The sequence below is a fragment of the Hymenobacter arcticus genome (assembly GCF_054779975.1).
The window spans coordinates 91,454-105,854 of the sequence record NZ_BAAGXF010000009.1 but is presented as its reverse complement, the minus strand read 5'-3'; the positions used below and the strand labels follow the sequence as shown (position 1 = coordinate 105,854).

At 61.8% G+C, this 14,401-nt stretch carries 12 protein-coding genes; 3 read left to right on the top strand and 9 right to left on the bottom strand.

Annotated features, from left to right (window positions below):
* Window positions 1-38 precede the first annotated feature (38 nt).
* The 3 genes from ACYVGC_RS15760 to ACYVGC_RS15750 all read right to left on the bottom strand — a co-directional run bounded on the left by ACYVGC_RS15760 (window position 39) and on the right by ACYVGC_RS15750 (window position 2,246).
* On the bottom strand, window positions 39-560 hold the full coding sequence (locus ACYVGC_RS15760; protein WP_460584801.1) for a CvpA family protein: 522 nt from the start codon (window positions 558-560) through the stop codon (window positions 39-41).
* Window positions 561-681: 121 nt separating this feature from the next.
* Complete coding sequence (locus ACYVGC_RS15755; RefSeq protein WP_460584800.1) at window positions 682-1,146, bottom strand: GatB/YqeY domain-containing protein; 465 nt, start codon at window positions 1,144-1,146, stop codon at window positions 682-684.
* Between the two features lie 68 nt (window positions 1,147-1,214).
* The gene (locus tag ACYVGC_RS15750) at window positions 1,215-2,246 is read right to left on the bottom strand and encodes a hypothetical protein (protein WP_460584799.1); all 1,032 of its coding nucleotides are present in this window, start codon (window positions 2,244-2,246) and stop codon (window positions 1,215-1,217) included.
* Window positions 2,247-2,383: 137 nt separating this feature from the next.
* Between ACYVGC_RS15750 and ACYVGC_RS15745 the strand changes: the two genes are divergently transcribed.
* A complete protein-coding gene (locus ACYVGC_RS15745; protein ID WP_460584798.1) occupies window positions 2,384-3,109 on the top strand; it encodes a pyridoxine 5'-phosphate synthase in 726 nt (241 codons plus the stop codon).
* Here the strand turns inward: ACYVGC_RS15745 and ACYVGC_RS15740 are convergent.
* Complete coding sequence (locus ACYVGC_RS15740) at window positions 3,103-3,939, bottom strand: class I SAM-dependent methyltransferase (protein ID WP_460584797.1); 837 nt, start codon at window positions 3,937-3,939, stop codon at window positions 3,103-3,105. The two genes, ACYVGC_RS15745 and ACYVGC_RS15740, sit on opposite strands and share 7 nt — an antisense overlap.
* Window positions 3,940-4,084: 145 nt before the next feature.
* Here ACYVGC_RS15740 and ACYVGC_RS15735 point away from each other — a divergent pair, with 145 nt between their 5' ends.
* On the top strand, window positions 4,085-5,101 hold the full coding sequence (locus tag ACYVGC_RS15735; RefSeq protein ID WP_460584796.1) for a hypothetical protein: 1,017 nt from the start codon (window positions 4,085-4,087) through the stop codon (window positions 5,099-5,101).
* A 136-nt stretch (window positions 5,102-5,237) separates the two neighbouring features.
* Here the strand turns inward: ACYVGC_RS15735 and ACYVGC_RS15730 are convergent, their stop codons facing one another.
* The 4 genes from ACYVGC_RS15730 to ACYVGC_RS15715 all read right to left on the bottom strand — a co-directional run bounded on the left by ACYVGC_RS15730 (window position 5,238) and on the right by ACYVGC_RS15715 (window position 9,958).
* Window positions 5,238-6,809 (bottom strand): efflux MFS transporter permease, encoded by a 1,572-nt coding sequence (locus ACYVGC_RS15730; protein ID WP_460584795.1) that lies wholly within the window; start codon window positions 6,807-6,809, stop codon window positions 5,238-5,240.
* Window positions 6,810-6,920: 111 nt separating this feature from the next.
* Complete coding sequence (locus ACYVGC_RS15725) at window positions 6,921-8,006, bottom strand: HlyD family secretion protein (protein ID WP_460584794.1); 1,086 nt, start codon at window positions 8,004-8,006, stop codon at window positions 6,921-6,923.
* A 111-nt stretch (window positions 8,007-8,117) separates the two neighbouring features.
* Window positions 8,118-8,507, bottom strand: coding sequence for a universal stress protein (locus ACYVGC_RS15720; protein ID WP_460584793.1), 390 nt, complete (start codon window positions 8,505-8,507; stop codon window positions 8,118-8,120).
* Window positions 8,508-8,596: 89 nt separating this feature from the next.
* A complete protein-coding gene (locus ACYVGC_RS15715) occupies window positions 8,597-9,958 on the bottom strand; it encodes a TolC family protein (RefSeq protein WP_460584792.1) in 1,362 nt (453 codons plus the stop codon).
* Between the two features lie 214 nt (window positions 9,959-10,172).
* On the opposite strand from ACYVGC_RS15715, the gene ACYVGC_RS15710 reads away from it, so the two are divergent.
* Complete coding sequence (locus tag ACYVGC_RS15710; RefSeq protein WP_460584791.1) at window positions 10,173-12,344, top strand: sigma-54-dependent Fis family transcriptional regulator; 2,172 nt, start codon at window positions 10,173-10,175, stop codon at window positions 12,342-12,344.
* A 207-nt stretch (window positions 12,345-12,551) separates the two neighbouring features.
* Here the strand turns inward: ACYVGC_RS15710 and ACYVGC_RS15705 are convergent, their stop codons facing one another.
* Window positions 12,552-14,060: a helix-turn-helix domain-containing protein gene (locus ACYVGC_RS15705; RefSeq protein WP_460584789.1), complete on the bottom strand. Its 1,509-nt coding sequence runs from the start codon at window positions 14,058-14,060 to the stop codon at window positions 12,552-12,554.
* Window positions 14,061-14,401: the final 341 nt, after the last annotated feature.

Here is a 14,401-nt window from a genome sequence, read left to right as displayed (position 1 = left end):
GGCCTAGTGGGTCAACGGCGAAACGCAAAGATGTGTCTCTACATCGCCGCTTTCAGCCGGGCCAGCAGGTCGTGGGCAAAGGGCAGTACATAGGCCGTAAGCTGTAAGGCCAGCGGCGTGGCCCGCACCACCCACGGCAGCACCACGGAACCCGCTGTGAGGCTGGGGGCTAGCAAAGGCAGGCCCGCCAGCGCAGTGCCGTGGAGCAGCAGGCTCAGGCCCAGCAGCCACTTGAGGCCCCCGGCGACGGCGCCCAGCAGGTTGTCGAGCACGCCGAGCGGGGTGAGGTGCACGGCTTTTTTCACCAAGCTGCCGAGCAGGTGCACGCCCCACATAATGAGCACCAGCACCAACAGAAACGCCACCAGCGGCAGCAGGCCAAACAGCTCGCCCACGTAGCCGCGCACCACCGGAATGGCGGCGCTCAGTAAACTAAGGCCGCCCACCACGCCCAGCACAAAGGCCAGCAGCGATACCACTTCCAGCACCAGCCCGTGGCGGTAGCCTTTAAAAATACCCACGGCTAGCGGCAGCAACAGCAGTAGGTCGAGCGGGGTCATATTTTTTAGCGATTAATTGGTTAATGGTCAATGATTAATGCCTAGTGGCTACTTGGTAATCACTTGCTGGGCAGCCACAGCAAGGCGAATCATTAGTCATTGACCATTAACTAATTAATCATTAGAAATTGGTGTTGTTCAGCAGGTGGCCCACTACTTCGGAGATGCGCTTGCCATCGGCCTGACCAGCTAGCTCGCGGGCGGCGGCGCCCATTACCTTACCCAGGTCGGAGGGGCCGGTGGCACCCACGCGCTGGATAATACCGACGAGCTTCTCTACCAGGTCAGATTCGGAGAGCTGCTGGGGCAAAAATTCTTCGATAATGGCCAACTCGGCCAACTCGGTTTCTTCGAGGTCGGAGCGAAACTGCTCCTTGTAGGTAGCGGCCGAGTCGCGGCGCTGCTTGGCGGCCTTAATGAGCAGCTTCTGCTCCTGGTCGGCGGTGAGGCCGGCGGTGCTGGCACCTTCGGCCGTTTCGGCCACCAGAATTTGCGATTTAATGGAGCGCAGGGCCGTGAGGCGCACTTTGTCTTTGGCCAGCATGGCTTGCTTGATGCCGGCGTCGATGGTTTCTTTGAGAGGCATTTTGGGAATGAATTGGGGAATAGAATAGAAGAAAAGGGCCGCCCGCGGCAGCCCACAAAAAGCGAAAATCAGGCAGGTGGTGCGCCCGCAGCGAGCTGCTGCGCCAAGGCCGCCGGCTCGTCTACGTAAATGGCGAGGCGACGCACGGTGCGGTGCAGCCCGTAGAGGCCAGCCACGCGTTGCGGCGCGGCCAGTGTGAGCAACAGGTTAGGCGGCGTGAGCAGCAGTCGGGCCGCGTTGAGCAGGCCTGGCCGGCCGGCCGGCACCTCCGTTAACTTACTTATTTTCAATATATTATCCAGCGAAATAGATGCCCGCCACACAAGCCCGGCGCGCACCACCAAACTGGTGGCCGTGAGCAGCACCGGCCGGCGGCGCACTGCCTGGCCGTGGGCCAGCAGCCATAGCAACGAGTAGGAGCTCAGGCCGGTGAGTAGCCAGGCCGCTTTGGGGTACCAATGCCCGATCACCAAGTGGGCCGCGGCCAGCTCGATTACGCTCAGTCCGGCGGCCGTGGCCAGCAACGCCCCAAATCCCGACTCGCGGTGGGTGCTAAAAGGCGTCTCGGCCGGGTCGGCTTCGAGCGGGGCCCAGCCGCCCAGCACGGCGTAGCGGAAAACGGCTACCTCAGTCATCACAGCCTCGGTGAGGCGACCCAGCACCGGCCGGCCGGCGGCTAGCAGGTTTTCGATGAAGTCGGCCGACTGGTACCGGGCCACTTGGTAGCCGCGCCACACGCGCCGCAGTCGCACGAGCAAGTAGCCAAAAGTGGCCACCTCCCCCACCGCCGCCAGCCGGCCGGCCCAGGCCAGCAGCGGCAGCCCGGCCGCGGGCAATAGCCAGTGGCTCAGCGCTAAGCCACCGCCAAAGGCGGCCACCAGCGTAGTAAGCGGCAGCTTGTATTGACGTACTAAACACAGGTAGAACAGCCCTGGCAGCACTACCAGCAGGTCGAAGGCCACGGCGGGCGGCAGGGCCGGGTGCCGGCCGAAGCTGGGGTGATGCACCACTGCATACTCAGTACCAATCACCAGCGCCACCAGCGCACTAAACAGCAGCAACGGACCAAGCCGAACGGGCAAGCGAAGCGAACTAGTCATGGGCTGGCTGGTTAAGAGTGGCGGGCAAAGGCAGCCAGTGGCTGCCTGGTAAAGGTACCTTGCGCATCGTGGCAAGGCGAAAAGCTGCCTGCGCTGCCTCCCGCCCCCACATCTTTCACCTTAATCCAACCTAATCCGTGGTTAAGTTAAGCGTCAACATCAACAAGATTGCCACCCTGCGCAACGCCCGCGGCCTGCACGCCCGGCCCGACCTGCTGCAAGCCGCCCGCGATATCGAACGCTTTGGTGCTGAAGGCATTACGGTGCACCCGCGCCCCGACGAGCGCCACATTCGCTACGACGATGTGCGCAATCTCAAGAGCGTAGTCACCACCGAGCTCAACGTGGAGGGCAACCCCACGCCCGACTTCCTGGCTTTGTGCCGCGAGGTGCGCCCCGAGCAGGTGACGCTGGTGCCCGACGCGCCCGACGCCATTACCTCCAACGCCGGCTGGGACGTGGTGCGCCACCAGGACTTCCTGCGCGACGTGGTGGCCGAGTTGAAGAGCCACGGGGCCCGCGTCAGCATTTTCCTGGACCCCGACCCGGCCCTGATTGCCGCTGCCGCCAGCACCGGCACCGACCGCATCGAGCTCTACACGGAGGCCTACGCCCGCTACTACCCCACCGACCGCGCGGCGGCGGTGCTGCCCTACCGCGCCACGGCCCACGCCGCCGTAGCCGCCGGCCTGGGCCTGAACGCCGGCCACGACCTCGACCTCGAAAACCTGGCCTACCTGGCGCAGGAGCTGCCCGGCTTGCAGGAAGTGAGCATCGGCCACGCGTTGGTGGCCGACGCGCTGTACCTGGGCCTGGAAAACGTGGTGCAGCTGTATAAAAGACAATTAATTGTTAATCAATAAGTTACTTCCACCGTAAACTGATTAGGCTCCGCCAAAGAGTCGGGGGCCTGGGCGGGTAGCAGCTGGGGCGAGTAGAGCGCGCACAGCGTGTTGCCGACCTGCACCAACTGGCCGGGCAGGCCGGGCGGCAAGCCATCGAGCAGCCCGGCCAGCACTTCCCAGCGGGGCTGGCCGGGCTGGCGGCTGGCGTCGTGCCACACTACTATGGTGGAAGGACTTACCAAGTGCTCAAATACGCGGGCCGTATCGCGCCGCACGGCTGCATAGCGGTGGTCGCCGTCGATAAAAATGAGGTCGAATGGCCCGGCCTCGCGCTGTAAGCTGGCCAGGTCGAATGTAGCGGAGTTGCCGTGCAGGTGCACCACATTGGGCAGCGGCTTCGAAAAGTGGCCGTGCAAGCCGATGTAGCGCTCGGGCAGGTGAAGGGCGCGCATTTCGGCGGCGCTGAGGTTGAGCGTGTGCACGCTGGCGGCCACGGCGGCCACGTTGGCGGCGCTTTCGCCGCGCCAGGTGCCGATTTCGAAGTAGCGGCTGGCTGGGCACTGCCGGGCCAGGGCGCGCAGCAGCAGCAAGTCGGTGGGCAGCGAGCCACCATCGCCAAACGCAAACGGGGCTACGGTGCGGGCATCGGGCGGTGCCGTGGCCGGCACGAAGTGCGCGAACGGCACCAGCGGCAGGCCGCCCGCTACCAGGCCGGGCCAGCGGGCGGCGTGCGCTAGGGCGCGGGCGCGCCAGGCGGGCACATCAGCGGCCAGCACTTCGGTGAGCAGGGCGGGCGTGCGGGCCAGGGCCGCCAGGGCGCGCAGGGCAATGAGAAAGCGAGAAGGCACTAAAAAAGCGTTAGCCAGAGACGCCGCAAGATAGCCGCCGGCCCACCGCCGGCGCGCTTGCGCTGGCCGGGCCACCTTGGCATGTGGCTTGCCCGCCCCCGGCCGGGCCGTACATTGCGCCTTCATTTACTTAGTTACCACCATAGTGCACTCACGTATTAATCTGGCCTTGGGCCTGGGGCTGCTGGCTGGCCTCGGCTTGGCGTCTTGCAACCGCTCCGAGCAGGGCGAAACTTCTACTGGCCAGGGTGATTCGCTCACCACTGCGAATAAGCAGACGCCCGTCGATACCGTGAAAATCAAGCGTATGGCTTTGCAGCGCGACTCGCTGAAGGCCGACAGCATTGCCCGCAAAACGGGCCAACTGCCGGGCGCCATCCTGCCGGGGCACCGCATTGTGGCGTTTTATGGCAACATCCGCTCGAAGGGCATGGGCATTTTGGGCCGCGAGCCCAAGGCCCAGATGATGCGCAAGTTTGACAAGGTGCTGGCCGAGTGGCAGGCCGCCGACCCCAGCATTCCGGTGATGCCCGCCATCCACAGCGTGACCATCACGGCGCAGGGTGCGGCCGGCTCTGATGGCAAATACCGCCTCATGAACTCGAAGAGCACCATTGAGGAAACCCGGGCCTGGGCCAAGGAGAAAAACGGCCTGCTGTTTATGGACGTGCAAGTGGGCCTCAGCGACTTGCCCCACGAGCTGCCCAAGCTGGAAGAGTACCTCAAGGATCCGACCATTCACCTGGGCATCGACCCCGAGTTTGCGATGGCCACCAAAAACGCGCGGCCCGGCAAAAAAATCGGCACCTACGATGCCAAGGACGTGAACTACGCCATCAATTTTCTGGCCCGCATTGTGAGCGAAAACCACCTGCCGCCCAAAATGCTGATGGTGCACCGCTTTACGCAGGGTATGCTCACTAACTACCAGAATATCAAACTTGACCCGCGCGTGCAGGTGGTGATGGACATGGACGGCTGGGGCAACCCCACCCTCAAGAAAGACTCGTATAAAGCTTACGTGGAGAAGCAGCCCGTGCAGTATACTGGCTTTAAGCTTTTCTACGAGTACGACATCAAGCCCAAGGGCTCGCACCTGATGACGCCCAAGGAAGTGCTGACGGAGCTGCATCCTACGCCGCTTTATATTCAGTATCAATAAGTTGCACTGCTAGTAATTACCAGCAAAAAGGGCTTCTCGCATAATGCGGGAAGCCCTTTTTTATAACCTAGTGCCTAAGAATGGTCACCTAAATAAATCACCTATAAGAAAGCATTTGCAAAATGCGGGCCACGTTTTAGTGCGCCGCGTTGAGGTCCATTTTCTCGCCGGGCTTGGCGCGCTTTACCAGCAAAATGAGCGGCAGGCAGGCCAGGAAAAACAAGCCTAATGAGGTGAATACCTGCGAGTACGTAATAAGCGATACCTGTTTCATGAGCGTGCCCTCCATGGCGGCGTAGGCCTGCTGCTTGGCCTGCTCCATGGGGAAGCCGCGCGCCATAAAGTTTTGGGTGAAGGCTTGCAGGCGCTGCACCGTTTCGGTGTTGTAGAGCGAGATGTTGGGCAATTGCGCCACGCGGTTGGCCTGCAGGCTGCGCTCGAGGTACGTGCCCACGATGGCCACGCCGAAGGAGCCGCCAAGCTGGCGAATCATGCCGGTGAGGCCGGCGGCCTGGCCGGCATCTTTACCCGCCAGGCCCGCCAGGCTCATGGTAGTGATGGGCAAGAAGATGAGGCCCAGGCCCACGCCGCGCACCATGAGCGGCCAGAAGAAGTCGCTCTCGCCAGCGGTGGGCGAAATTTTGGCGGCCATCCAGAACGTGAAGGCGAAGAAGATGAGGAAGCCCAGCGGAATCATGTATTTCTGCGGCACACCGGCTTGCAGAGCCTTGCCGATAACGGGCATCATGAAGCCCGAGGCTAGCGCACCCGGCAGCAGGATGTAGCCCGTTTGGGCAGCCGTGAACCCCAGAATACGCTGGGTGAAGATAGGGAACACAAACACCGACGAGAACAGCCCGAAGCCCAGCACGAACGACAGGAACGCGCCCACTGCCAAGTTGCGGCTCTTGCCCAGCACCCGCAAATCCACGATGGGCTTTTCGGCCGCCAGCTCGCGCCAGATGAAGCCCAGCACGCCCACCGCCGCCAGCACCGTGAACGTGATGATGTAGGCGCTATCAAACCAATCTTCGGTTTCGCCCTGCTCCAGCACCAGCTGCAGCGAGCCTACGCCCAAAATCAGCAGGCCAATACCAGCCCAGTCGATTTCGCGCAAGGGCCGGGGAATGGCGTTTTTGATGCGCTCGGGGTCGCGGATGAACAAGGCCGTGAAAATGGCGGCCAGGATACCCACTGGCACGTTCACATAAAAAATCCAGGGCCAGTCGTAGTTATCCACGATGTAGCCACCTAGCGTGGGGCCGATGGTGGGGCCGATAATCACACCCATGCCAAACAGCGCCTGCCCCAGCGGAAGCTGCTTAGGCGGGAACGTATCAATCAGAATAGCCTGCGAGGTGGCCATGAGGGCGCCGCCGCCTACCCCCTGAATAAAGCGGAAGGCTACCAGTTCCCACAGGTTGGTACTCTGGCCGCAGGCCATGGAGGCCAGCGTAAAGAGAATAACCGAGAAGAAAAAGTAGTTTTTGCGTCCAAACTGCTCGGCCAGGAAGCCGGTCATGGGAATTACAATCACATTGGCGATGCCGTAGCTCGCTACCACCCAGCTCACTTCCTGCTGCGTGGCCGAGAGGTTGCCCATCATCTGGGTCAGGGCCACGTTCACAATGCTGGTGTCAATCAGCTCCAGCAACACGCAGAGAACTACCGTAACTACGATAATCCACTTCTTAAATCCGGTTTCCATAAAGTTGCTTTATGTACACTATAGTGTTTAAATCGTCGGTCCTTGCGAGCGCAACATTCTGCGCATCAAGCAGATAGAAAGCGCTCGCAAGGACAAACGATTGACAGGCAATTACTTCACCGCTACCACTGCATTCACGCTCATGCCAGCACGCAGGGGGTGCTGCGGGTCCACGTTATCGAGGGCGATTTTGACGGGGATGCGCTGGGTCACTTTCACGAAGTTGCCGCTGGCGTTGTCGGGGGGCAACAGGGCAAAGCGGGCGCCCGTAGCGGCAGACAGCGACTCGATGTGGCCCTGGAAGTCTTCGCTGGGGTAGGCGTCGATTTCGAGCTTCACTTTCTGGCCCACCTTCATATCCTCCATCTGGGTTTCCTTGAAGTTGGCAATCACCCAGGTTTTGTTGCTCGATACCAGGCCGATAAGCTGCTGGCCGGGCGATACTACCTGGCCGGGCTGCACGTTTTTGCGGCTCACAATGCCGTTGCCGGGGGCTACGAGCGTGGTGTAGCTCAGCTGGAGCTTGGCGTTGTCGAGGTCACTCTGACGCTGCTTCACTACGGCCTGGGCCACGGCAATTTGCTGCTGGGCAGCAATCACCTGCTGGCGGGCCACCGTTACCTGGTCCTGGGCGGTGCTGCGCTGAGCGCTGGTGGCGCGCAGGTTGGCCTGCACGGCGTCGTAGTCGCTCTGCGGAATGATGTCATCCTTACGCAGTTTCACGCTGCGGGCCAGGTCTTGCTGGAGCTTGGTGCGATTGGCTTCGCTCACGCCGATAGTGGTTTGGGCGGTGCGCACGTTGGCCTGGGCGGTGCCCACGCCGGCGCGGGAAGCCGTTACTTGGGCCTGGGCGGCCAGCAAGGCAGCCTCAGCGGCATTCACGCGCTGCTGGTAGTCCGACTTGTCGATGGTGACAAGGGTATCGCCTTTCTTAACCAACTGGTTATCATCTACAAACACCTTGAGTACCGGGCCCGACACGCGGGGCAAGATGGGGTATACGTCGCCTTCTACCTGGGCATCATCGGTGCTTTCGTGGGCTTTGGCAAACTGGAGGCGCTGGTAGCCAAAGTAGCCGCCCACCAGTAGTACAATAGCTAAAATAATAAATACCAGCGGGTTACGCTTTTTTGGTGCTTCGAGCGGCTCGGCAACGGCGGTCGGCGTTTCGTCGTGGAGTTGAGTTTGGGTAGCCATCGGGTTCGTGTTGATTGCTGATAAGTTAGGGAGGAAACTACTTGATTGTCAGTTGTCGCATTAAGTGGAGCTAGCCAGTCAGCAATCAACAAGTAACAATCAATCAAAGGTTTATTCGCGCACGAGGAGCGTGGGGCAGGGCGCGGTGCGCACCACCGTTTCGGCGGTGTTGCCCATCAAAAAGCGGCTGAGGCCAGTTTGGCCATGCGCCCCGATTACGATGAGGTCGGCGTGCTGGCGGTGCGCTTCGGCTAGTATCTGCGTGGCGGCTTCGCCCTGCACCGTGGTCGTGCTCACCCGGCTGGCACCCGCCGCCTCAGCGGCGGCCCGATGGGCATATAGCTCGGCCTCTATGCCAGTGGGCACGGGCCCAACCGGCTCCTGCACATACAGCAGGCGCAGCTCGGCCCCGGTGCCCACGGCCAGCGCGGCGGCATAGGCCACCAGCGCCGCCGAAGCAGCCGAAAAGTCAAGCGGACAGAGGATGGTGGTGAGGGTCATGGTAGTGAGCAATTAGCAATGAATAATAAGCAATCAGTAGGCTGACTTTGAGCGAATTGCTCATTGCTCACTACTCCTTGTCAATTAATTTATTTCCAAATCTGCTCGCCGGTGGCACGGCGCAGCTGAAACTGGCCGAGGGTGTAGTTGTACATGGCCTGGGCCCGGGCCAGGCGCGACTGGGCGAGCTGAGTTTCAGCGTCGAGCACGTCGAGGTTTTGGCCCACGCCGTAGCGGTAGCGGCCCTGGGCGCGGGTGAGGGCGTCGGTGGCCTGGGCTACCTGCTGGATGGCGTTGTCGTAGCGCGCCTGGCTGAAGGTCATGTTGTTGGCCGCCTGGCGCACGTCCGATTTAATCTGCTCCTGGGTGTCGGCGGTGCGGGCTACCGCGCCGCGGGCGTTGGCCAGGGCCTCCACGCGCTGCTTCTTGTTCTTACCCCCGTCGTAGATGGGCACCGACAGCTGCAAAGCGCCCACCGTGTTGAACCGCACGCGGTTGATGTCGGGCAGGATATAGCCGTTTTTGCCACCCACCTGCACGCCCGCGCCCAGGCTGGGCGAGTTGCTGTGCTCAATGAGCTTGGCTTGTAGGTTGGCCGTGTTCTCGGCGTCGCGGGCCAGCTTCACTTCGGGGCGGTTTTCGGCGGCCTTGGCTAGCTCGGCGGCCAGGTCTACCTTCTGCGGCTCGTAGCCCAGGCGGCCCCGCACCGGAATATCGGTTTGCTGGGGCTTGTGCAGCAGGCGGGCCAGCTGCACCTGCTGGTTGAGGAGCTGGTTTTGCAGGTCGAGCTTGGTGTTTTGGGCCTGCGTGATGCGCACGTCGGTGGTGGTCACGTCAAACTTGGTGCTCACGCCGGCATCCACGCGTTTCTGCATTTCGTTGCGGTGCGCCACCAGCGAGGCAATCTGCTGGTCCTGCACCCGAATGCTTTCGCGCATAAACAGGATGTTGTAGTACACCTGCGCCGCGTTGAACGCCAGGTCGCGCCGGCCCACCGTGATGTTGTCCTGCGCCGTGGCAATCTGCGACTGCGCCAGGTTCACCGTCGCGCGGTTTTTGCCAAAATCAAGCAGCAGGTACTGCGCCGTGATGTGCGCGTCGAGGTTGTTGTTGGGCGCAAATTGCAGCGTCTCGCCATTGAACGGCAGCTTCACCACCGGGTCGATGCGGGTGTAGGCCACCGAGCCCGTTACCTGCGGCAGCAGACCGGCCTGCGACTGCGTGAAGCGGCTGGTAGCCGCGTTCGACAGCTCGGTGAGGTTGGTGATGCTGGGGTTGGCATCCAGTACGGCTTGTAGCGTTCCCTCCAGGTTGAGCGAGTCGCTGGCCAGGCCAATGCCCTGGGCGGCAGCCGGCGTGCTGGGCAGCACCTGCGCCAGCGCGGGCTGCGTCAGCAGCGCCCCAGCCAAGGATAAGCCCGCAAAACCGGCAAGTTGATATCTAGAAAACATAAGCCAAGTGGCGTAGTAGTGTGCCAATCGCTTACCTAATGACGTGCCAAGCGATTAAAAAGGCACTAAATTTAGTTAACTTATTTATAATCTGTACTTTATATGATAATAAATTTTAGATAGGCTGTGATAAACTTTCTCGCAAACTGAGGGTTTCCTTACATATGAGGAATTACCTTCATTAAGTCCTCCAACATCTTTGCCGTGCACCGCCATGCTCACGCCTAACTCCGACGAAACGCTGCTGCTGCACCTCAACGAGGCCATTGCCACCATTCGCGACAAGGAAACCCTGTTTCGGGTCATTACTAATAAGCTGCGGCTCATCTTCCCGTTTGACCTCATTGGCATCAATGTCTTTGATGCAGAGGTAGTTAATAAGCGTCTGTTTTTGCGCAGCTACGTGGGCGGCCCGGCCGAAGCGCTGCCCATCGACCCGCAAGCCACTATTTTCTCGCCCATCGCCGGCTCGCCCGTCGAGCAGCTGGTGGCCGACCCGCGCCTGCGCCACATCACGCTGCAAGAATACGCCGCCGAATACCCTGACTTTGAGCCGTTTAATAAGCTGCGGCGGGAGGGCATCAACTACATGACCACCGTGCCGCTGCGGCTAGGCGGACGGCTCACGGGCTTCCTCATTTTGGCCGCCGCCCGCCGCCCGGCCATCACCGGGGCCGATGAGCACCTGCTGCTAAGCATCGGCTCGCTGGTGGCCGTGGCCGTAGGTAACACGCTGGCTTTCGAGGACATAGCCCGGCGCGAAGGCGAGCGCACCATGCAGCTGGCCATCACCAACGCCCTGCTCAGCATCAAGCAGCGCGAGCCCCTGTTTCGGGCCGTGGCCGAGGAGCTGGGCCGCGTGGTGCCGTTCGAGTACTTCGGCATTCGGGTGCAGCGCACCGGGCAGCGCGAGGCGTTTGAGGGCTTCGCCGAGTTTGCCCGGGCTGACACCACGCCCGGCAGCCCGCTGGTAGCCCTGGCCCCCGACCGCCACCAGGGCGCCAGTCAGGAACCCGTTGCCAGCCTCTATAACCGCATCAGCGAACTGCTGCAACTACCTGGTTTGTACACCGATGAGCAGTTTAAGGCGCTGGCCGTGCGCTACCCCGCCATGCGCCACATCTACGAAACGTATCACGTGCGGGCCATGCTCATCGTGCCCATCTGGCAGCGGCCCGAGGGCGCGGCGGTGCTCTCGCTGGCCTCGCCCCTGCCCTACGGCTTCACGCCCGGCGACCAGGCCACCGTGCAAGCCCTGGTGCCCCAGATTGCGCTGGCCCTCGAGAACCTGTTTGCCTTCGAGCAGATTGAGGAGCTCAAGGCCCAGGTGGAGCAGGAGCGCACCTACCTCATTGACGAAATCAACACCGACCGGCCCGCCGATGGCCTCATCGGCAGCAGCCCGGCCTTGCAGCAGGTGCGCCAGCGCATTGCCCAGGTAGCGGGCACCGACGCCACCGTGCTCATCACCGGCGAAACTGGTACCGGCAAAGAAGTAGTAGCCCGCGCCCTGCACCAGGCCTCCCCCCGCATCGGCCGAGCCCTGGTCAAAATCAACTGCGCCGCCCTGCCAGCACAGCTTATTGAAAGCGAACTATTTGGCCACGAAAAAGGGGCCTACACTGGGGCCGTGGAGCGCCGCATCGGCAAGTTTGAGCTGGCCAACGGCGGCACCATTTTTCTGGATGAAGTGGGCGAGTTGCCCCTCGACCTGCAAGCCAAGCTGCTGCGCGTGCTGCAAGAAAAGGAGTTTGAGCGCCTGGGCAGCAACCGCGTGCTGCAAACCGATGCCCGCGTGCTGGCCGCCACCAACCGCGTGCTCGAAGACGAGGTGCGCGCCGGCCGCTTCCGAGCCGACCTGTATTACCGGCTCAACGTGTTTCCCATTCACCTGGCCCCGTTGCGCGAGCGCCCGCAGGACATTGTGCCCCTGGTGCAGCACAACCTGGCCACCCTCAGCAAGCGCTTGGCACGGCCACTGCGCGCCATTCGGCCCGCCGACCTGGCCGCGCTGCAAGCCTACGCCTGGCCCGGCAACGTGCGCCAGCTAGAGCACGTGCTGGAACAAGCCATCATCGTGAGCCAGGGCCCGTGGCTGGAGTTTGGGGGCTTCGCGGCGGCCCCCACGCTACTCGCGCCGCCGCCCGTGGCGGCTGTGCTACCCAGCGAGTCTTTTCAAATGACTAATAAGGAGTTAACCACGCCAGAAGCCCCCCTCAAAACGCTGCGTGAGCAGGAGCGCGACCATATCCTGTTGGCGCTGCACCGCACCGAAGGCCGCGTGAGCGGCCCCAGCGGCGCGGCCCTGCTGCTGGATATTAACCCCAAAACCCTGGAAGCCCGGATGAAGAAGCTGGGTATCCGGCGCACCGTGGTAGCGGGGTGATGTATTTATGCTAATCGTTTGATTGTAAAAATCATTACAAACAAGCGTCTGTCATTGCGAGCGCAACGCAGTGGAGCGCGGCAATCGCACCAGCACGACACCCACGCCAGTCGTTCGGCTATCGTTCTAGTGCGATTGCCGCGCTCCACTGCGTTGCGCTCGCAATGACAAACTTTTGTGCATAAGCCCTACTTTATCAGATAATTGCTAGCCCGCTACCAGCGCGGCCACGGCGGCCTCGTAAGCGGTGCGGCGGGCGGCGCGCTGCACCTGCACCGGGGGCGCGGCGCGCTCCTGGCAATCGGTGAGGGGGCAGCGCTCGCAGGTTTCGTTCACGGTGGTGAGCGGAAACGCAGTGAGGTCGGCCAGAAACTTGAACTGCTGTGGCAGCGCCTCGTCGCAACGCAGGCCGATGGTCACGCTCATGGCGGGGGCATCGGCGGCGCTGGCGCGGGCCAGCGTGAAGGAGAAATACTCGTCGTCGGTGCCCAGGTAGCGCGAGCGCTGCACGGTGAGCAACGTGGTGGGCGGCGCCGCTGGGCCAGCCAGCGCCGCGGCCGCGCGGGCCTTAGTGAGCAGGCTTAGGCTGGCCCAGCGGCGGCAATAGTGCTCGTGCAACTCGTTGCGGTGTGGGTTGTGCAGGCGCGAGAGGTGCAGCTCCTTTGTCAGGTTGAAATCGGCTCCGGCCCGCGCCTGGTCGAAACGCAAAAAGAACAAGCTCGTGAGGCTGAAGTGCTTGGGCAGCAGCGCCGCCAGGCGCTGAAGCAGCATTTCGGCACTCACATCGTAGCGCGTGAGCAGGGCCATAAACGCAGCAGGCTGCCACTTTTTGGCCCCCACTACCTTGGCCAGGTCGCGCACAAGGCTGTCTTCCTCCATCAGTAGGGCACTGGCGAAGTAGGAGGCCCGGAAATTATTCAGCACTTCCTCAAACGAGCGCAGCTCCAGCGTGTTGGGGCTGGCGTAGTGCCGCTCCTTAAGCTTGAGGTAGTTGAAGCCGATTTCGCGGCCCAGCACAAACGCCTGCTGGCCCCTCGTGAGGGTAGTCAGCAGCAGCAGCGTCTTGGTTTGGGGCCGAAACACCGAGCGTAGCCGCCCGGCCACCGCCACAGGGTTGGCGGCCAGCGTGGTACGGTCGATGGTGTAGCCATACTCCTGCACCAGCACGGCCTCCAGGGCCTCCAGGCTGGCGGGGGGCGCGGGCGCCAGCTGGTGGCTGGCCATAAACGCGCCCGCTACCTGCTCCAGGTCCTCGAAGTAGTTGTCGTGCATCTCCTGGTATGAGCGCAGGGCGGCCACAAAAAAGTGCTCCTGCCGCAGTTCGTAGTTGCGCGCTATTTCGAAAAGCGTGCTGATGAAGGCGTTCATCTTGGCCGGCGCATTGGCCAGCAGCTCAAATAGTTGAGTAGGCTCGATGCCGTACATGGCCAGCGGAAACTCTTGCAACACCTTCGAGCTCAGCAGGTCGGCAATGGGCTCGAGGCGGCGCGGCAGCGTGGTGGCCGTGAGCTGGTCGTAGCGCACGTCCAGGCACTTGCTCAGGCTCAGGATTTTGTCGGCCTTGGGGTATTTCTTGCCCTTCTCAATCTCGTTGAGGTAGCTCACGCTCATGTCGCAGCTGCGCGCCAGCTCGGCCGGGGTCAGGCCCCGCTCCTGCCGCAGCTCACGCAGCTTCAGGCCAAAAATGAGTCGGACAATCTGACTGTGGGTAAGCATAGGGCAAAAAGTAAAAACGCGTAATAAGCCGTTGCCGGGCAGGCCCCCAACCCAGCGGGTTATTGGCCGCTAATGGACCCGCTCCGCTACCTAAGTGGGGCGGGGCAACTGCCTCGCAACAGCTAAGCGCCTGACCAGAAAGATTTTTCGCAAAAAAATTTCTGGGTAGAAAAGCCGCTGGTACGCTCTACAACGGGTTTCTGGGTCAGCAAAGCTACTGCCGCTCAGCAAATTACTTCCTTTTAGCGAAAATTCGCTTTAATTTTAAATTCGCCAGTGTATGTTTGCAATAGGTAGCAGATTTAGCTGGTCACTAGGCCAAACTATACTCTGTAAACCAA

Bases quoted from the DNA above. Each gene is read 5' to 3' on its own strand.
- ACYVGC_RS15760 (WP_460584801.1), bottom strand. From the start codon at position 560: ATGACCCCGCTCGACCTACTGCTGTTGCTGCCGCTAGCCGTGGGTATT.
- ACYVGC_RS15755 (WP_460584800.1), bottom strand. From the start codon at position 1,146: ATGCCTCTCAAAGAAACCATCGACGCCGGCATCAAGCAAGCCATGCTG.
- ACYVGC_RS15750 (WP_460584799.1), bottom strand. From the start codon at position 2,246: ATGACTAGTTCGCTTCGCTTGCCCGTTCGGCTTGGTCCGTTGCTGCTG.
- ACYVGC_RS15730 (WP_460584795.1), bottom strand. From the start codon at position 6,809: ATGGAAACCGGATTTAAGAAGTGGATTATCGTAGTTACGGTAGTTCTC.
- ACYVGC_RS15725 (WP_460584794.1), bottom strand. From the start codon at position 8,006: ATGGCTACCCAAACTCAACTCCACGACGAAACGCCGACCGCCGTTGCC.
- ACYVGC_RS15720 (WP_460584793.1), bottom strand. From the start codon at position 8,507: ATGACCCTCACCACCATCCTCTGTCCGCTTGACTTTTCGGCTGCTTCG.
- ACYVGC_RS15715 (WP_460584792.1), bottom strand. From the start codon at position 9,958: ATGTTTTCTAGATATCAACTTGCCGGTTTTGCGGGCTTATCCTTGGCT.
- ACYVGC_RS15710 (WP_460584791.1), top strand. From the start codon at position 10,173: ATGCTCACGCCTAACTCCGACGAAACGCTGCTGCTGCACCTCAACGAG.
- ACYVGC_RS15705 (WP_460584789.1), bottom strand. From the start codon at position 14,060: ATGCTTACCCACAGTCAGATTGTCCGACTCATTTTTGGCCTGAAGCTG.